We start from the raw sequence: 18,423 nt of genomic DNA, 5'->3' as shown, positions 1-18,423 counted from the left end.
GGGCTTAAGGATTATCAAGCCCGGCTCCGAGAGCGTGGGAGTCTCTTACATCCTCTCGAGCGTTCCGTTGCCCGAAGCATGTCGACCGCGACGGAAAACGGGCCAGTGTGCCGGGCGAGGGCGACAGCTACAAAGACGAACGCACCTTATCCGTCGCGTATGCACGTACTTGGTATCCTCGAGCGCGACTCGAGCGACGGAACGCTCGAGACGGTCGTCGACCGCGTCGTCGATCGGCTCTCGCGAGCGGGGCAGGTCGGCGTGATTCGATACGATGCGACGATCGCCGACGGCACGCACGAGGCGTTGACGCCCGGCGGCGCCGTAACCTACGACCTCGGGGCGGACGGCGACTGGACCGCCACGGGAACCGGCCTCTCCGTCGGCGATGCGCTCGATACGCTGGTTCGCGACTGTGAGTACGCTGTCGTCGTCGGCGTCCCAGCGCTCCGACACCCCTCGATCGTCGTCGGCGAGGGGGACGAACCGTCTGACGGCGGCCCCGTGCTCGCGTCGATCACCTCGTCCGCCGAACTCGAGGCGATCGACCTCGTTGACGCGCTCGAGGACCACGAACCGTACGAAACCCTCGAATCGCTCGTGGCGGAGGTCAAGCGCTCGCCGAAGGCCGATCGAGCCGGCGCGATCGCGACGTTCACCGGCCGGGTGCGCGCGATGGACGACCCGGACGACGACCGGACGGAGTACCTCGAGTTCGAGAAGTACGAAGGCGTTGCAGAGCAGCGGATGGCCGCGCTTCGGGAGGATCTCGAGTCTCGAGACGGCGTTTACGAAGTCGTCATGTACCACCGAACCGGCATCGTCGAGGACGGCGAGGATATCGTGTTCGTGGTTGTCCTCGCCGGCCACCGCGAGGAGGCGTTTCGAACGGTCGAAGACGGCATCAATCGATTGAAGGACGAGGTCCCGCTGTTCAAAAAAGAGGTCACGGTCGAGGACGAATTCTGGGTGCATGACCGGACTGATTAAATTACATTCTGCAATTGGGAGCATATATTAACGCAAATAATATATGGCAATGGATATGTAAGGTATATGTCCATAGGGTTGGAGATAATATGTTAGGGGCGGTTATAAAATTTCTAACCCGATATAAAATCGTCTCAGTGGCGGTTGTGAAGGGGCATAAAATGTCTATTTACCCCGTTTGGCCTAAACATATCCGAAAATCTGCTAACCGACCTCCCTTTATAACATGCTTCCCCGACAAGGCATATTCGTCGATGAGCACTACAGCCCAATCCTCCACGGAAAGCAAGGAACGTCGCCTGAAAAATTACCTGCGCAATCGCGCAAAAGACGGCGAACTGTACTTCAAAGGAAAGTTCATCGCTGATGATGTCGGTATGTCCCCCAAAGAGATCGGCGCGCTAATGGTCAAACTCTCGGAATCTGCGACTGATCTCGAGGTCGAGAAGTGGTCCTACACGAGCGCGACCACCTGGCGCGTCGCACCCGCGTAACTCCGATATAACACACACCCCCTCTCACACGTTGTTCACCCCTGTTCGTGTCGGCGGCCGCGACGGCGCCCGACATATCCTGCCTCGATTTTGTTCCGATCTCACCCAGCCGATAATCAGTGCCTGTCGTCCGGCAGTCCATTTATACGAACCGAGGGTGAACCACCGGTGATGGACGGCCCGGATTCGTCCGCCGTCGGACGACACTGGTATTCCTCTGTGAACAACGATGTCGACCCGCCCGATGACGGTCCCTCCCTCGAGCGGATCGAGTCGACGTTCGTCGTTTCCGAAACGCGACGGGAGGACGAGACACTTCTGTACGTCGGGACGCCGCTGGTTTCGCCCGAATCGATGATGCGCGAACTGTGGTCGGTCTTTCGAGAATCCGGTTACGAGGCACGGTTGACGGTTCGCGACGGACGGTACGTCATCGTCGCCGAACCGACCCGCCTCGGCGTTCGTGGAATTCCCTGGACGAACATCCTCCTGTTCGTTGCGACGGTCGTCTCGACGCTGTTTGCCGGCTCGATGTGGTACTATACCGATCCGTTTTCGAACCCGGCGGAGATCTGGCAAGCCTGGCCGTTTACCGCGGCTATCCTCGGCGTCCTCGGCGTTCACGAGATGGGACACTATCTGATGAGCCGGTACCACAGAGTCAGCGCCTCGCTCCCCTATTTCATCCCCATTCCGACGCTCATCGGGACGATGGGTGCGGTCATCAAGATGAAAGGTCGAATGCCGGACCGCAAGGCGCTGTTCGATATCGGCGCTGCAGGGCCGCTGGCGGGACTCGTCGCGACGGTCGGCGTGATCAGTGTCGGTCTGCACCTGCCGCCTGTTGCCGTCCCCGACCAGCTCCTCACCGACCCGAACACGGTCGAACTCCGGCTCGGCTACCCGCCGTTGCTCGAGTTTCTCGCGTCGGCGTTCGACCAGCCACTGTACCGGAACGATCCCGCGAGGGACGTGAATCCGGTCGTTATCGGCGGCTGGGTCGGGCTGTTCGTCACGTTCTTGAATCTCATCCCGGTCGGGCAACTCGACGGCGGACACATTCTACGCTCGATGGCGGGATCCTTCCAGCGAACGATCGCAGCCATCGTCCCCGGCGCGCTGTTCGCGCTCGCGGGCTACCTCTACTACGTCGGCGACCACAGCCTCAACACTGTCCTCATCTGGTGTTTCTGGGGAGTGATCACCATCTTCGTCGCGACCGCCGGACCCGCCCGTCCCGTCCACGACGAACCGCTCGATCCCAAACGCTTCGCGCTCGGAGTGGCGACGTTCGGGATCGGACTCCTCTGTTTCACGCCGGTTCCGGTCACGGTCGTCGGCTGATCGTTCGGTTCCAGAAAATCGTATCAGGCCCTCTTCTGAGCCTAGCCGTGCGTGTACCCACGATCCGGAAGCGGCTCTCCGTCCATGGTGATACCGTCGTCGACGACGGTTCCGATCGGCGTGAGAGCCACCGTCGTCGCGGCCTCGGCCGACTCGAGCGCCGCTTCGGGAATCGTCACGACGAGTTCGAAGTCCTCGCCGAACGTGATCGCCCGCTCGAGCGCCGCCTCGTCCGTCTCGGCCGTGTCGAAGACGGCGTCGTCGATCGGAATCGCCGAGGAATCGACGGCGAATCCGCACTCCGACGCCTCGGCGAGCTGGTAGAGTGAGCGGGCGAGCCCGTCGCTTGAGTCCATCATCGCGGTCGCGTGGGGCGCGAGCGTCCGTCCGGCGTCGACCCGCGGCTCGAATCGAAACAGTTCGTTCGCGCGCTCGAGGTCCGCCTCTCGATCGCTCGTGTCCGTTTGAGCGCTACCTGACTGGCGTTCGCTCGAGTCTGCGCGTTCGAATAGCTCGAGCGCGGCCGCGCTGCGTCCGAGCGTCCCGGTGACGCAGATGAGGTCACCGGGCTCGGCACCGCTCCGGCGGACGGGCGCATCCGTCGTCCCGAACGCCGTCGTCGCTACCGTAAACTCCTCGTGGCCGTCGAGGTCGCCGCCGACGTACTCCGCACCGACGAGGTCGCAGACGTCGCTCGCACCGCGAACGAACGCCAGTAGCTCCGACTCGTCGAATTCGGGCGCGGCGTAGGCCGCGACGGCGGCGGTCGCCCGCCCGCCCATCGCGGCGACGTCAGAGAGCGACGCGCCGACGGCTCGCCAGCCAGCGGTGTATCGGGTCGTTCCCGGCGGGAAGTCGGTCGTCTCGTGGAGCATGTCCGTCGTCACGACGAGGTCGGAGACGACGGCGGCGTCGTCTCCGACCGGCCCGAGTTCGTCCTCGAGCACTGCCAGCGCGGCGCGTTCGTCCATGCCCTCCCTTTCGACTCGAGTGCGAAAAACCGTCCGGCGTGAGCCGTCGCTCGTGGTGTGCCACGACGGCTCACGATCACCGACGACGGCCACAACGATGGTCTTAAATGCCGCGGAAGGGAACCAAACGCCAATGGCTACGATGTACGACGTTCCGGCGGACGCGCTGATTCAGGCGCTCGCCGAGGACCTCGAGGACCGACTCGACGAACCCGACTGGGCACAATTCACGAAAACCGGCGCGAGCCGCGACCTGCCGCCCGAACAGGACGACTTCTGGGCAGTCCGCGCTGCCAGTCTGCTCCGCAAGGTCGCCGATACCGGCCCGGTCGGTGTCGAACGTCTCTCGACCGAGTACGGTGGCGCGAAGGGCGGTTCGAACCGCTATCAGGTGTCCGCCGACAAGCGAACGGACGGCTCGCGAAACGTGATCCGAACCATCCTCCAGCAACTCGAGGACGAAGACCTCGTCGAGACCGCGGAGGGTCAGGGACGCCGAATCACCGCCGACGGGCGGAGTTTCCTCGACGAAACCGCCGGTGAGGTCCTCGAGGACCTCGACCGTCCGGAACTCGAGCGTTACGCGTAGACGTCGCTGCTTCGTGAGGCCCTGTTGACGAGTGCGAAACGGGAGACGCGAACGTATCGACCGATTCGTTTTCGAACCGATTCCCCCGGAGAGCGGTTGCGCTGATCGGGCCGGTCCGTAATCATTTTCCCCACTGCGGGAATACACGAGTGTATGAGTGGCACGCCTTCAGAGGACGATATCGAAGAACTGCGAAAGCAGAAGATGGAGGAGCTACAGAATCGTGCGGAAAACCAGGGCGACGACCAGGCACAGGAGGCCGCAAAACAGCAGGCCGACGCGCAAAAACAGGCCCTGCTCCGCCAGCACCTGACCGACGAGGCCCGACAGCGGCTCAACACCGTCAAGATGAGCAAAGAGCAGTTCGGCGAACAGGTCGAACGACAGGTCGTCGCACTCGCCCAGAGCGGGCGCATTCAGGGCAAGATCGACGACGACAAGATGAAGCAACTGCTCAAGGAACTAAAGCCCGAGAAGAAAAGCTTCGACATCAAGCGGCGCTGATGCGGCTCGGAGTCCTCTACAGCGGCGGCAAAGACTCGACGCTCGCTGCCGTCCTCCTCGAGCGGTTTTACGATGTCACGCTATTGACGGCGCATTTCGGCATCACCGACGACTGGAAACACGCTCGAGCGACCGCTCGGGCGACGGACTTTCCGTTCGAGCGCCTCCAGCTCGATCCGGGCGTCGCCGAGGAGGCCGTCGACCGAATCCGCGAGGACGGCTTTCCACGCAACGGCATTCAGCTCGTCCACCAGCACGCCTTAGAGCGGGCGGCCGAGGAAGGGTACGACGCGGTCGCCGACGGCACGCGCCGGGACGACCGAGTCCCGACGGTATCGCGTGCGCAGGCCCAGAGCCTCGAGGATCGCCACGGGATCGACTACATCGCACCCCTCTCGGGGTTCGGCCGGACAGCCGTCGACCGGATCGTCGAGGACACGTTCGACGTGACTGTCGGCCCGAGCGAGGAGATCACGCGGGCGGATTACGAGGCCGAACTCAGGGCGCTTCTCGTCGAAGCGGACGGCGAGGCGGCGATCGACGAGTGTTTTCCCGATCACGAGCAGACGCACGTGACCGATCTTCGGTGACGGAGCGTGTTCCGAACCGGTACGGTGCGACCCGTCCGCGAACGAAAGGTTAGAAGTTCGCGCTGCTCGAACGGGTGGTCATGTACGACCGGATCAAGGGTTTTCGTGACGTCTATCCCGACGAGATGGCTGCCAGACGGCGGACCATCGACACCATCGAGGAGACGGCCCGCCAGTACGGCTTTCGCGAGATCGAAACGCCGGCGCTCGAGCGGGCGGCGATGTGGACGGACAAAAGCGGCGACGACATCGTCGACGAACTGTACGCCTTCGAGGATCAGGGCGGTCGCCACGTCACGCTCACGCCGGAGCTGACGCCGACCGTTGCGCGGATGGTCGTCGCCAAGCAACAGGAGCTCTCGAAGCCGATCAAGTGGTTCTCGACGCGGCCGTTCTGGCGCTACGAGCAGGTCCAGCAGGGCCGCCAGCGCGAGTTCTACCAGACGAACGTCGACATCTTCGGCTCGAGCGAACCCGAAGCCGACGCCGAGATTCTGGCGTGGGCCGCGGACGCGATGACGGGTCTCGGGCTCGAGTCGGCCGACTTCGACTTTCGCATCTCCCACCGCGACATCCTCGGGGGCGTCCTCGAGACCTACGACGCCGATATCGACACGGAGGCGGCGATCCGCGCCGTTGACAAGTCCGACAAAATTTCCCAGGCCGAGTATCACGACCTGCTCGTCGGCGCCGGGCTCACGGTCGAGCAGGCCGAGGTGTTCGATGATCTGATCGCGGCGGGCGATCTCGAGGCAATCGAGGAGTTCGCCGGCACCGAGCGCGTCACCGAGGCGGTCGAAAACCTCCAGAACGTACTCGAGGCCGCGGAGGACTTCGGCGTCCGGGAGTACTGTACGATCTCGCTCGAGACCGCTCGCGGGCTCGATTACTACACGGGGATCGTCTTCGAGTGCTTCGATTCCGCTGGCGAGGTCTCGCGGTCGATCTTCGGTGGCGGTCGCTACGACGACCTCATCGAGCAGTTCGGCGGCCAGCCGACGCCCGCGGTGGGCGTCGCGCCGGGGCACGCGACCCTGTCGCTGCTCTTACAGCGGGCGGACGTCTGGCCCGAGGAGGCGGTGCGGACGGACTACTACGTCCTGCAGGTCGGCGACACGCGATCGGAAGCCGCGCGGATCACCCGCGCGCTCCGCGAGCGCGGCCACGTCGTCGAAACCGACATCGCCGGCCGTTCCTTTGGCGCACAGCTCAACTACGCAGACTCGATCAACGCCGAGACGACCGTGATCGTCGGCGAGCAGGATCTGGCGAACGACGAGGTGACGATCAAGGATATGGACTCGGGCGATCAGGTGCAGGCCCCGGTCGACGAGTTCCCCGGCGACGCGGAGCGGCCGACCGCCGAGGACTTTTCCTAACGACGAATCTGTCGACTCGGACGAGTGGGAGGTTTTTGAATTGAATCACGCTGGTCAGATTCGGGCACATGAGAGTTTCGATATCCACTCTTTCTCACTGGTGTAACCGTTAACTAGCCGCCCGGTGTAGCCGTCCCGATGGCAGACACACCGTCCAACGTCTTGCTCGTCCTCACCGACCAGGAGCGCTACGACTGCAGCGCACCCGACGGGCCTCCGGTCGAGACCCCGACGATGGACCGACTCTCGAGCGAGGGGATGCGCTTCGAGCGGGCGTTCACGCCGATCAGCATCTGCTCGAGCGCTCGCGCGTCGCTGCTGACCGGACTGTTTCCCCACGGCCACGGCATGCTCAACAACTGCCACGAAGCCGATGCGATCCAGCAGGATCTCCCGCCGGAACTCCCGACGTTTTCGGAACTGCTCGCGGATTCGGGCTACGAGCTAACGTACACCGGAAAGTGGCACGTCGGCCGCGAGCAGACCCCCGAGGACTTCGGGTTCTCGTATCTCGGTGGCAGCGATAAGCACCACGACGACATCGACGAAGCGTTTCGCGAGTACCGCGACGAGCGCGGCGTTCCCGTCGGCGACGTCGAATTCGAGGAGGCAGTCTACACCGGCGACGCTCCGCGCGACGGAAGCGACGGGACTTTCGTCGCCGCGAAGACGCCGGTCGATGTCGAGGAGACGCGAGCCTGGTTTCTCGCGGAGCGGACGATCGACGCGATCGAAGCCCATGCAAAAGCCGATAGCGATCGCCCCTTCTTTCACCGCGCCGATTTCTACGGTCCGCACCACCCCTACGTCGTTCCCGAACCTTACGCCTCGATGTACGATCCCGAGGCGATCGAACCGCCGGAGAGCTACGCCGAAACGTACGACGGGAAACCTCGGGTACAGAAACAGTACCTCGAGTATCGCGGCGTCGCCGACTTCGACTGGGATCTTTGGGCCGAGGCCGTCGCCAAGTATTGGGGATTCGTCACTATGATCGACGACCAACTCGAGCGGATTCTCGCGGCGCTCGAGCGGACGGGCCTCGCCGAGGAGACGGTGGTCGTTCACGCCTCGGATCACGGCGATTTCGCGGGCTCGCACCGGCAGTTCAACAAGGGCCCGCTGATGTACGACGATACCTACCACGTTCCGCTGCAGGTCCGCTGGCCGGGCGTGGTCGAGGCTGGCTCGGTCTGTCGGGAACCGGTCATGCTCCACGACCTGGCGGCGACGTTCCTCGAGATCGGCGACGTTCCGGTTCCCGACTCGTTTCACGCGCGGAGTCTCGTTCCGTTCCTCGAGAGCGACGCCAAGCGCGGACGTGAGCGAGACCGCCCCGCGGAGTGGCCGGACTCGGTGTTCGCCCAGTACCACGGCGACGAGTTCGGCCTCTATACGCAGCGGATGGTTCGCACGGACCGATACAAGTTCGTCTACAACGGTCCCGACGTGAACGAACTGTACGACCTCGAGGCGGACCCGGCGGAACTGCAGAACCTGATCGAGCACCCGGCGTACGAGGAGGTCCGGGGAGAGATGAGCGAGCGATTGGTCGAGTGGATGGAAGCAACCGACGATCCGAATCGAACGTGGGTTCCCAAGACGCTCGAGTAGTCTCCGCTGTCGGTCGTCGACCGGTGCTGGGCGGTATCCGCACTCAGTGTGCCAACAACAGTAGTTTCGCTTCGGTTCGGGCGAGACAGAACGGCCGCTCGGGCGGCGCGTCGAACGACGCTGTCGCGTTCTCGGTGACGAATAACCGAGTGAATGCCCGTCCGCACGAGGGACAGCCAAGTTCCGCCCGGTTCTCGAGCGTTCGCGTGTCTCCGTCGTCGTGGAGGAGTTTCAGTTTCGTTCGGTAGTCGTGAATGCTAAAGCCCGCGCTGATATCGATCCGTTCCATGTCGTTCATCGTGTACGTCCCGGCGAACCCATTTCAGTGTCACTGCCAGTGGGGCTCCTAGCGACAAACAGATAGGATATTGATATTTGTGTCGTGATACCCCGCTACGCTTGAGTGATTATCCCCGCTCCGTCGCCTCTTTCACTCACAAAAATCTAAGAAAACCGTAACTTCCAACTGCCGGTACGTATAAGGCCGCTGATTCCATGTATCGATATATCTCGGACCGCGTGCTATGAGTACATCAGATACTATTCAGCCGATTCTCGAGTTCGTCGAGGAGGAACTCTCCTTCGCGACGAGTTACTACAACGAACGCTACCTCGACCGACGCGTCTCGTCGCGGATGCGCCGAACTGACTCCGGATCGTACGCGGAGTACTATTCGGTGTTGAAACGCGACGAAGCCGAACAGGAGGAACTCCTCGACGCGCTGAGCATCAACGTCACCGGGTTCTTTCGGAACCCGAGCGTCTGGGAGGGGATTCAGACCCTCCTCCGGAAACTGACCGACGAAAAATCGTCGGTCCGCATCTGGAGTGCGGCGTGTGCGGACGGTCGCGAGCCCTACTCGCTGTCGATGCTCGCACACAGCGATCGCGAAATCGACGAATCTCGAATCAGCATCCTCGCGACCGATATCAGCGAAGACGCACTCGAGACGGCTCGTGGCGGTGTCTATCAGGATTTACAAACTGACGACATCTCGAGCCAACTGGACTTTCTCGGGCGACCGACCCAGTACATCACGAGACGGGACGACTCCGTCGAGGTCGCGGAGACGGTCCGCGAACCAGTCGAGTTCGAACGTCACGACCTGATCAACGGTCGATCGAAATCCGGCTTCGATATGGTCGTCTGTCGAAACATTCTCATCTACATCAACGACGAGCACAAGACGCCGATTTTCGAAACGATCCGGGACTCGCTCGTCGAGGACGGCTACATGGTCATCGGCAAATCCGAAACGATCCCGATCGGCATGCGCCAAGAGTTCGAGTCGGTGAACGCGGGCGATAAGACCTACCAGTATCCCGGCGGCGAGTAACGACTACCCGCACCGAGTAGCGTTCGACGATCCGTTCGGCAGCTCGATCGCTCAGAGCGTTTCCGTCCCGATCCCGTCGGCCGCTCCCGTCAGCGAAAGCCCCGTAATCTCGTCTTCTGGGTCTTTCGTGAACGTGTGCTGGCCGGTGATGTGGGCTGATCCCCGTACCTCCGGCGTCGTGACGGTGATCCCGTCGCGTCGCTCGGCCTCGAGCAACTGCCCCGTAAACCGGGTTCCGATGATGCTCTCGTAGGTGTAGGGTTCGTCGACCGCGAGCGCGCCGTTCCGGTGCAAGAGCGTCATTTTCGCACAGGTCCCCGTGCCACAGGGGGAGCGGTCGACCTGCCCGTCGCCGAAGACGACGACATTTCGATCTACGTTCGCCCCTTCCTCGTAGAATTCGACGAGCGAGACCGGATGGCACTCGCCCGTGAACGGGTGGTCGACCGTGAGGCGGTCGTTGATCGCTCGGCGGATCTCGAGGCCGTCCTCGACGAACGCTTCGACGTTGTCCGGTTCGATCGCTCGTCCGAGCGTTCCGGCATCGACGAGCGCGAAGGCGTTTCCGGCGAAGACGATATCGACCGGAACGGATCGCGTCTCATCTCTGCCCTCGAGCGAAACCGTCAGCGCGTCGGCGACGAACGACTCGACGTTTCTGATCGCGACGGACTCGACACGTCCGGTTTCGTCGACCGTCGGATGCGTGCGGACGAGTCCGGCCGGCGTCTCGACGGTGATCGTCTCTCGGGCCTCGAGTTGGTTCGTCTCGAGCAGCGCCGTCACCGCGCCGATGGTTCCGTGGCCGCACATCTCGAGGTAGCCGCCGGTGTCCATGAAAAACAGTCCGAGATCGGCGTCGTTCGCGGCGGGTTCGACCGGCACCGCGCCGAACATGTCGTCGTGCCCCCGCGGCTCACAGAGGACGAGTTCCCGGAGCCAGTCCTGGTTCTGCGCGAAGGTGCGGCACTTAGCTGCGACGGAATCGCCGGAGAGCTTCGATCGATCCAGTCCGCTCGTGATGATCCGCGTCGGCTCGCCTGCGGTGTGCGTATCCAGCGTTTCGATCAGTGTTTCGGTGTGCATTGTGTAGCGTGCTGTGGTCTCGTAGGTCGTTCGACTAGTCTCCTCACGGCCGTCGACGAAACCCGCGACTGGATGGTTACAGCCGCTCGAGTGAGTCGATTTCTCGCTCGCTCCAGTCGTAGAAGCGGTTATCGACCGTCTCGAGGGTGTCGACGCACTCGTTGTACTGCTCTCGGGCTTTCGGAGCGAGCGGGTCTTCGGGATTGTGTTCGATCCACTCGTGCAGTTCCGCGAGGGCTTTCGGCGAGTAGGTGTCGATCCGATCCTGGTCCTCGAGCAGTTCGACCTTGCGGCGCTCCTGTCGGAGCGTTCGGACGAGCGCCCAGCCGGCGACGCCCCAGAACGCGAACAGGGTGAACGCGAGCATGCCGATCACGGGGGGAGTCAACGCCATCAGTCGTCACCTCCGGGAACCTCGGCGGTTTCTTCCTCGACTGCCGATCGGTCGGCGACGGACATGATTCCGTAGCCGATGAGCGGGAACAGAACGATGACGAGCATGCCGCCGATCATCTCCGGCGATCCGAACTCGTCGACGGCGTAGTAGCTCATGATGAAGAGCATGACCGCAGGGATGACGTACTTGATCACGGGGTCCCACCACGAGCTAATGTGGATCCCGGCGTTTCTGTTGACCGCGAGGACGCGCAGTCGCTTCGGTCCCATCACCCAGCCGATGACGAGGATGATCGAGAGCGTCGCCAGCGGGAGCCCCCAACTGCCGAACAGGAAGTCGGCGAAGCCGAGGAATTCGGTCGAGTACGCACTCGGGAGTCCGAGGAGCCAGATCGCCCCACAGACTCCGAGAACGGTCTGCGTTCGGTTGAATCGCGTTTCCTCCGAGACCGTCGTGACGCTGACTTCGGTGATGAGCAGCCCCGAAGTAAACGTCGCGATGAAAAACCCGAGGAAAAACAGGATGGCGACGAGCGCTCCGAAGGGGATTTCGGGGAACACCTGCACGAGCGAGACGAACGCGAGTCCCGCGCCTGCGTCTGGTTCGACGCCGACCGAGAAGACGACCGGGAAAATCGCGAGCGCGGCGAGGATCCCGACGCTCGACTCGCCGATCGCGGTGAAGACGCCGCCCCCGAGGGGCACGTCGTCGTACTCGCGGAGGTAACTACCCACGGTCAGGGCGATCCCCCAGCCCAGCCCCGTCGAGAATAGCGCCTGTCCGAGCGCCTCGATCCAGGTGCTGCTGTAGGTGAGATACGCCCAGTCGATGCTGAAGGCAAAGGCGAGCCCGTCGGCCGCCCCATCGAGGGTCAGCCCGTAGGCGGTCATGACCGCGAGCGACGCGACGAGCGCCGGGACGGCCACGACGACGATGCGTTCGACACCGCGACGGATGCCCAGCATGAGGATACCCGCAACGCTCGCCATCACGAGCGTGTGAAGCCCGATCATGAGCGCCGGATTGGCGAAGAAGGCGTTCATGAACGGCTCGGCTTCGAACCCGCTCGAGGTGAACGTAAACAGCAACGAGTGTACCGCGTAGTACAGCGTCCACCCGATCAGCGGCGCGTAGTAGGACATCAACGCGATGTTGACCAGCAGGACGACGACGCCCAATCCGACCATCCCGCCGGGGCCGAGCACGTCGCGAAACGCTCCGATGACGCCCTTGTTCGTGTATCGACCCAGTGCGACCTCCGCCATCAGTCCGGGAACGGCGAGTAAAAACAGCAGTACCAGAAACGCCAGGACGAACGCCCCGCCGCCGTTGTCCCCCATCACGTAGGGAAAGCGCCAGATGTTTCCGGCCCCGACCATGCCGCCGACCATGGCCATCAGGAACCCGAATCGAGTCCCCCACTCCTCTCGAGCAGTTTTCGCTTCGTTCGCTGCCATGTTTGACACTAGCTAGCGGGACACTCGCATACTGGTTATAGCCACTGTTCCCATGGTCGGGGTGGATCTTAGAGCACAGATGCAGCCGACGCGGGTGTTGCGTCCGATCGACCGCTCGAGATCAACCGCCGTGGCCCGGATAATCCCGCTCGAACCGGTCTTCGATCTCGCCCTCGTCGAAGCGGACGATCACCGGGCGTCCGTGCGGACAGGCGTAGGGATTCTCGCAGGCGTCGAGCGCCTCGAGCAACTCGAGGACGGACCCCTCCGTCAGCGACGTGTTGCCCGTAATAGAGGGGTAACACGCCAGATCGCCGAGAAAGTCGTCTGCCAGCGCATCGACCGTCTCGGAGCCGGCCTCGCGGTCGCCCGAAACGAACGACGCCAGCACGTCTCGCAGTCGACTCGGCTCGAGAGTTTTCTCGAGCACCGCGGGGACGGTCGTCACGGCCACCGTCCGGTCGTCGGTCCGGTCGGCGTAGAAGCCGAGCCGCGAGAGCGCCTCGCGGTAGTGTTCGAACGCCTCGGCTTCGGCCGCCGTGAGCTCGAGTTCGACCGGCGAGGCGAGCGCCTGCGCCGTCGAATCGTCGGCGAAGGCCTCCTGAAGCCGTTCGTAGTTTACGCGCTCGTCCGCGGCGTGTTGGTCGATCAACGCGAGGCCGTCGGCGGTTTCACAGACGAGGTAGGTATCCCGTAGCTGCCCGAGAACCCGAAGGTTGGGCAGGGAGTCGAACGCCGTCTCCTCGCCGGTCGCGACATCGCCGGCGAGCGTTCGCTGTTCGGTGTCGCCCGAGAACTTACGAGCGGGCTCGAGGTCGGCTCCGTGCCCGGTATCCGACCCGGTGTGGTCCGCTGTGGATGCGGTTTCGGAGCCTGACGCGCCCCGTTCGGAACGCTCGGCTGTCTGGCCGCTGGTTAGCGAGTCATCCTCCGTTCGCGTCCCACCTGTTTGCGGCGCGTCGTCCTCGGTTCTTGAGGACCCCTTCGCTCGACTCGTCGGCGCTGGGTGGTCGGCGTCGCGCGCCGTCGTCGACGGTTCGTCGGCAGCCGCTTCCGCGTTCGCCGGCGACTCCGGCGTCGTTTCCGCGTTCGTCGTCGGCTCCGACCCCGTTTCCGACCGCACCGCCGGTTCCGAGTCCGCGTTCGATGCTCGAGCCGCCTCGCCACCGCTCGCTTCGCCCGCGCGCTCCCCGGCAGCGTCAGCCTCGAGCGATCGATCCGATTCGGCTCCGGCGGAGCCCCCGCGCCCGTCGATGCTATCCAGCCCGTCGATCCCGTCCGGCTCGATTCGGGTTTCGCGCGGCGCGGAACGGCCCCGCGGCGCGCTCGAGCGGAGCAAACCGTGCTCGAGCAGCGCCGATTCGACGGCTGCGTCGACCGCCCGACGAACGGCGTCGTCATCGTCGAAGCGGACTTCGCGCTTGCGCGGGTGGACGTTCACGTCGACGGCCTCGCCCGGAACCTCGAGAAAGAGTACGACGAAGGGGTAGCGGTCGCTGCCGAGTTGCGTTCCGTAGGCACCCATGATCCCCTGCCGGATCGCGTCGGAGGTGACCGCCCGGCCGTTGACGTACGTCGCGAGGTAGTCCCGGCTCGAACGGTTCGTCTCGGGGTGGGAGACGAGCCCCGTCACGGACTCGAGCGGGCCGACGGGGAGTTCGCCGCCGTCGGCCTCGACGGGAATCATCGCCTTCGCGACCTCGCGGCCGTACACCGAGAGGATCGCCTCCTGCAGGTCGCCCTGGCCCGTCGTCGCGAACACCTCGCGGCTGTCGTGGGTCAGCGAGATGGCGACGTCGGGATTGGCCAGCGCGTAGCGGGTGACGACGCGGTTGACGTGGGCGAACTCCGTCGCCGTCGTCTTCAGGAACTTCCGGCGGGCGGGCGTGTTGTAGAACAGATCCGCCACCTCGACGGTGGTCCCCTCGGGACAGCCCGCCGGCTCGACGGCGGTGACCTCGCCGCCTTCGTAGACGAGTTTCGTGCCAGCCCCAGCCGCTTCGTCCTGACCGGCTCCGTCGCCATCGGCTCGAGGCCGCGTCTCGACGGTCAGGCGCGACACCGACCCGATCGTGTGCAACGCTTCGCCGCGGAACCCGAGCGTCGCGACGCCGGACTCTAAGTCCTCGAGTCCCTCGATCTTGCTAGTCGTGTGCTGGCGGACCGCCGCCCGGACCGCCGATTCGGTCATCCCGCGGCCGTCGTCGGCGACCCGAATCAGCTCCGTGCCGCCGTCCTCGACGGCGATGTCGACCCTCGAGGCGTCGGCGTCGAGGCTGTTCTCGAGCAGTTCCTTGACGGCGCTGGCGGGTCGCTCGACGACCTCGCCCGCGGCGATGCGCGCGACGGTGTCCTCGTCGAGTTCGCGGATTTCGTGATCGGTGCGATCGATCTCGCGACCGTCGGGAGCCGTCCCGCGGTCGTCAGTATCGTTCTGCTCACTCATCTTCGAGCCTCCGTTGCCACTCCTGTACCTTCGTGAGCAGTTCGATCGGCGACGTTTCGTTCACGTCGACATCCTCGAGATCCGCGAGCACGTCCGCTTTCTCGGGCTCGAGTGCGGCTTCGCGGTCGGCGTCCGTCTCGCTACTCGCCGCCGTCTCGAGACTGGCCTGGGTGGCCGATTTCGACGCGGCCTCGCCGCCGTCGGTCGTCGCCGACCGTTCCATCGTGCCACTCGAGAGGTCGAAGACGGCCTGAACCGGCTCCGAGGAGCCGTCGCCTTTCGCCTCGATGGCCTTCTCCTCGCGCAGGCGTCCGAGCACATCCCGCGCTCGGTCGACGACGGGGCCGGGAACCCCGGCGAGGTCGGCGACGTGAATCCCGTAGGAGCGATCCGTCGGGCCGTCTCGAACCGTCCGGAGAAAGGTTACGTCGCCGTCGCGTTCGTCGGCAGCGATGTGGACGTTCGCGACCCGCGGCAGGTGTTCTGCGAGTCCCGTCAGTTCGTGATAGTGGGTCGCAAAGAGGGTCTTGGCTCGAACTTCGTTGTGGAGATACTCGGTCGCCGACCACGCGATCGAGATGCCGTCGTAGGTCGCGGTACCCCGGCCCACCTCGTCCAAAATCACCAGCGACTCCTCGGTCGCGGTGTGGAGGATGTTCGAGAGTTCGCTCATCTCGACCATGAACGTCGAGCGCCCCTGGGCCAACTCGTCGAGCGCCCCGACCCGGGTGAAGATGCCGTCGACGAGCCCGATTTCGGCCTCTCGAGCGGGCACGAAGCTGCCGACCTGCGCGAGCAGAACGATGCAGGCGACCTGGCGCATGTACGTCGATTTCCCGGACATGTTCGGACCGGTGACGACCAGAAAGCCCCGGTCGTCGGTCATCCGCACGTCGTTGGGCACGAACTCGGTCGTCTGCTCGACGACGGGATGGCGGCCCTGATCGATCTCGAGGTCGCCGTCTCGACGCAGTTCGGGCCGCACCCAGCCGTTGGCCGCCGCGTGGGTCGCCAGACTCGAGAGCGCGTCGACCGTCGCGAGCGCTCGCCCGACGTCCTGCAACAGCGCCGCCTCCGCGGCGACGTCCTCGCGAAGCGACTCGAAGAGTTCGTACTCGAGGTCGCCCCGTCGCTCTTCGAGTCGCAAGATTTCCCGTTCTTTGTCCTCGAGTTCGGGCGTCGTAAACCGCTTCGAGTTTTTCAGCGTCTTGATCTGCTCGTAGTGGTCCGGCACCTCGTCGGCGACCGACCGGCCCACCTGAATGTAGTAGCCGTCGGTCTTGTTCCGGTCGACGGTGACGTGGCTCAGTCCGTATTCGCGCTTCTCTCGGTCGGCGAGGTTCTCGAGCCATCGTCGGACCGCCTCGTGGCGGTCGATCACCTCGTCGAGTTCCTCGCGGTAGCCCCGCTGGAGCAAGCCGCCCTGGGTCACCGTCGAGGGCGGTTCCTCGGCGATCGCTTCCTCCAGCATCTCCCAGAGGTCGGCGACCGCCGTTCGGTCCGGCCGATCCACGATCGCCGAGAGCGGCGACTCGCCTAACTCCGCGTCCGAATCGATTACGTCGGCGATCTGCGGCAGCACCTCGAGCGTCTCTCGAACCGCGACCAGGTCCTGCGCATCGGCGCTTCCGTGGGTCGCTTTCGAGGCCAGTCGCTCGAGATCGTAGGCCGCCCCGAGCACCTCGCGGAGTTCGTCGCGAGCCAGCGCGGCCGAAGCGAGGGCGGCGACGCTTTGCTGGCGCTCCTCGAGGACCGACTGCGATCTTCGAGGTCGCTGCAGCCACTCTTTGAGAAGCCGCCCGCCCGCGCTCGTCTCGGTGTGGTCGATGGTCGCGAACAGCGACCCCTCGCGGTCGCCCTGCATCGTCTCGGTTAGCTCGAGGTTGCGCTGGGTCGTGCCGTCGAGGGTCACGTGATCGTCGCTGCGGTGGGTCGTGATCCGGGTCATCGACGCGAGCACGCCGGCTCCGGTCTCCTCGACGTACGAGAGGATCGACCCCGCCGCCGAAATCGCGGGTCGGGGAACGTCGAGGCCCTCGAGCGGTTCGCGTCCGAACTGCTCGCGAACGACGTGCTCGGCGCGTTTGGGCGCGAACGATTCGGCCTCGTGGAGGGTCAACGTCGCGTCGGTCCGATCGCGAATCCGCTGAACGAGTTCGTCGTCGTTGCGAACCGCAGGACCCGGCAACACCTCGACGGGATCGAATCGATACAGTTCCGTCAACGTCTCCGCGCTGTCCTCGCCGCTCGCGACGAGGAATCGTCCGGTCGTCACGTCGGCGAACGCCAGGCCGTAGGACGCGTCGTCACCGACGTCGGCAGTCGGTGACGCGCCTGCCGACCCGCCTGCAGCGCCGTCCTCGACGACGGCCGCGAGATACTGCGCGTCGGCGTCGGTCGTCTCGAGGAGCGTGCCGGGGGTCACGACGCGAACGATTTCGCGCGCGTGCCCCTCGTCGGTTTCGTACTGGTCGGCGACGGCGACGCGGTAGCCGCGCTCAACGAGGGCCTTGAGGTAGGGCGTGAGGTCGTCGAGCGGAACGCCCGCCATCGGATACGACGACCCGTGGGAGGACTTCTGTGAGAGCTTGAGGTCGAGTTCCTCGGCCACGAGTTCGGCGTCCTCGTCGAAGAACTCGTAGAAGTCGCCACACTGCATCGCCAGCACCTCGGCGTCGGTGGTCTCCTTGAGCGAGAGAAACTCGCCGACGATACCCGTCGCCTCTGTCATACACGAGGACTATCCTTCCATCGCAAAAGACCTGCGGGTTCCGCGGCGAAAGTGGTCACCGGTTTCACAGTGGCGTCTCCGTCTCGACCCGCTCAAAACAGCACGCCGCCAAGTGGAACCGCCTCGTCGGGTTCGACGAGCACGGGGAATCCGTCTTCGTCGGGAACGCCGACGGTCAGCGCCTCGGATTTGAAGCCGGCGATTCGGACGCTGCCGAGGTTCGTCGCACAGAGGACTTGCCGACCCACCAGTTCGTCGGGTTCGTAGTGGTGATCGAGCTGTCCGGCCGACTGAATCTCGCCGTCCTCGCCGAGGTCGATCCAGAGTTTCGTCATCTTCGGTTTGTTCGCTTCCGGGAACGATTCGGCCTCGAGTATCTCGCCGACCTGAATCTCGACGTCGAATGGACTCTCTACCATACGTGATCGGACGGGCGCAGCGACAAAAACGGCGGTGGAACGTCTCGTAACCCTCAGCGGGGCGTCTCGGCGATC

17 protein-coding genes are annotated in these 18,423 nt (G+C 64.3%); 9 read left to right on the top strand and 8 right to left on the bottom strand.

Annotation, left to right across the window (positions count from 1 at the left end; translation table 11 throughout):
- The first annotated feature begins 159 nt into the window (after positions 1-159).
- The 3 genes from HALLA_RS12255 to HALLA_RS12245 all read left to right on the top strand — a co-directional run bounded on the left by HALLA_RS12255 (position 160) and on the right by HALLA_RS12245 (position 2,828).
- Positions 160-990: a molybdopterin synthase gene (locus tag HALLA_RS12255; protein WP_049953623.1), complete on the top strand. Its 831-nt coding sequence runs from the start codon at positions 160-162 to the stop codon at positions 988-990.
- 254 nt (positions 991-1,244) lie between these two features.
- Positions 1,245-1,484 (top strand): DUF7123 family protein, encoded by a 240-nt coding sequence (locus HALLA_RS12250; protein WP_049953622.1) that lies wholly within the window; start codon positions 1,245-1,247, stop codon positions 1,482-1,484.
- Positions 1,485-1,655: 171 nt separating this feature from the next.
- Positions 1,656-2,828: a site-2 protease family protein gene (locus HALLA_RS12245; RefSeq protein WP_049953621.1), complete on the top strand. Its 1,173-nt coding sequence runs from the start codon at positions 1,656-1,658 to the stop codon at positions 2,826-2,828.
- A gap of 41 nt (positions 2,829-2,869) precedes the next feature.
- Here the strand turns inward: HALLA_RS12245 and thiL are convergent, their stop codons facing one another.
- Positions 2,870-3,799 carry a thiamine-phosphate kinase gene (thiL, locus tag HALLA_RS12240; protein WP_049953620.1) on the bottom strand — a complete coding sequence of 310 codons (930 nt, stop codon included), beginning with the start codon at positions 3,797-3,799 and terminating at the stop codon, positions 2,870-2,872.
- Between the two features lie 133 nt (positions 3,800-3,932).
- On the opposite strand from thiL, the gene HALLA_RS12235 reads away from it, so the two are divergent.
- The 5 genes from HALLA_RS12235 to HALLA_RS12215 all read left to right on the top strand — a co-directional run bounded on the left by HALLA_RS12235 (position 3,933) and on the right by HALLA_RS12215 (position 8,475).
- Entirely contained in the window at positions 3,933-4,388 is a 456-nt protein-coding gene (locus HALLA_RS12235; protein ID WP_049953619.1) for a 30S ribosomal protein S19e, read from the top strand.
- Positions 4,389-4,541: 153 nt separating this feature from the next.
- Positions 4,542-4,892 (top strand): DNA-binding protein, encoded by a 351-nt coding sequence (locus HALLA_RS12230; protein WP_049953618.1) that lies wholly within the window; start codon positions 4,542-4,544, stop codon positions 4,890-4,892.
- A complete protein-coding gene (locus HALLA_RS12225) occupies positions 4,892-5,482 on the top strand; it encodes a DUF7411 family protein (protein WP_049953617.1) in 591 nt (196 codons plus the stop codon). Before HALLA_RS12230 ends, HALLA_RS12225 begins: the two co-directional genes overlap by 1 nt.
- An 80-nt stretch (positions 5,483-5,562) precedes the next feature.
- A complete protein-coding gene (hisS, locus tag HALLA_RS12220; protein ID WP_049953616.1) occupies positions 5,563-6,861 on the top strand; it encodes a histidine--tRNA ligase in 1,299 nt (432 codons plus the stop codon).
- Between the two features lie 138 nt (positions 6,862-6,999).
- Positions 7,000-8,475 carry a sulfatase-like hydrolase/transferase gene (locus HALLA_RS12215; protein WP_049953615.1) on the top strand — a complete coding sequence of 492 codons (1,476 nt, stop codon included), beginning with the start codon at positions 7,000-7,002 and terminating at the stop codon, positions 8,473-8,475.
- Between the two features lie 43 nt (positions 8,476-8,518).
- Here the strand turns inward: HALLA_RS12215 and HALLA_RS12210 are convergent, their stop codons facing one another.
- Positions 8,519-8,764, bottom strand: a complete 246-nt coding sequence (locus HALLA_RS12210) for a DUF7385 family protein (RefSeq protein ID WP_049953614.1) — start codon at positions 8,762-8,764, stop codon at positions 8,519-8,521.
- 235 nt (positions 8,765-8,999) lie between these two features.
- On the opposite strand from HALLA_RS12210, the gene HALLA_RS12205 reads away from it, so the two are divergent.
- A complete protein-coding gene (locus tag HALLA_RS12205) occupies positions 9,000-9,812 on the top strand; it encodes a CheR family methyltransferase (RefSeq protein WP_049953613.1) in 813 nt (270 codons plus the stop codon).
- A gap of 51 nt (positions 9,813-9,863) precedes the next feature.
- On the opposite strand, the gene HALLA_RS12200 is transcribed toward HALLA_RS12205, so the two are convergent.
- From HALLA_RS12200 to HALLA_RS12175, 6 genes are all read right to left on the bottom strand, one after another.
- The gene (locus tag HALLA_RS12200) at positions 9,864-10,898 is read right to left on the bottom strand and encodes a proline racemase family protein (protein ID WP_049953612.1); all 1,035 of its coding nucleotides are present in this window, start codon (positions 10,896-10,898) and stop codon (positions 9,864-9,866) included.
- A gap of 76 nt (positions 10,899-10,974) precedes the next feature.
- Positions 10,975-11,292, bottom strand: coding sequence for a hypothetical protein (locus HALLA_RS12195; RefSeq protein WP_049953611.1), 318 nt, complete (start codon positions 11,290-11,292; stop codon positions 10,975-10,977).
- Positions 11,292-12,752 (bottom strand): sodium-dependent transporter, encoded by a 1,461-nt coding sequence (locus HALLA_RS12190; RefSeq protein ID WP_084569007.1) that lies wholly within the window; start codon positions 12,750-12,752, stop codon positions 11,292-11,294. The genes HALLA_RS12195 and HALLA_RS12190 overlap by 1 nt, the downstream gene beginning before the upstream one ends.
- Positions 12,753-12,873: 121 nt before the next feature.
- Entirely contained in the window at positions 12,874-15,198 is a 2,325-nt protein-coding gene (gene mutL / locus HALLA_RS12185) for a DNA mismatch repair endonuclease MutL (RefSeq protein ID WP_084569006.1), read from the bottom strand.
- Positions 15,191-17,929 (bottom strand): DNA mismatch repair protein MutS, encoded by a 2,739-nt coding sequence (gene mutS / locus HALLA_RS12180; protein WP_049953610.1) that lies wholly within the window; start codon positions 17,927-17,929, stop codon positions 15,191-15,193. The genes mutL and mutS overlap by 8 nt, the downstream gene beginning before the upstream one ends.
- Before the next feature lie 92 nt (positions 17,930-18,021).
- Entirely contained in the window at positions 18,022-18,348 is a 327-nt protein-coding gene (locus HALLA_RS12175; protein ID WP_049953609.1) for a tRNA-binding protein, read from the bottom strand.
- Between the last annotated feature and the right edge of the window lie 75 nt (positions 18,349-18,423).

This window comes from Halostagnicola larsenii XH-48, from assembly GCF_000517625.1.
Lineage (GTDB): Archaea > Halobacteriota > Halobacteria > Halobacteriales > Natrialbaceae > Halostagnicola > Halostagnicola larsenii.
Note: the sequence above shows the minus strand (reverse complement) of the source record. Positions and strands in the feature narration are given on the sequence as shown.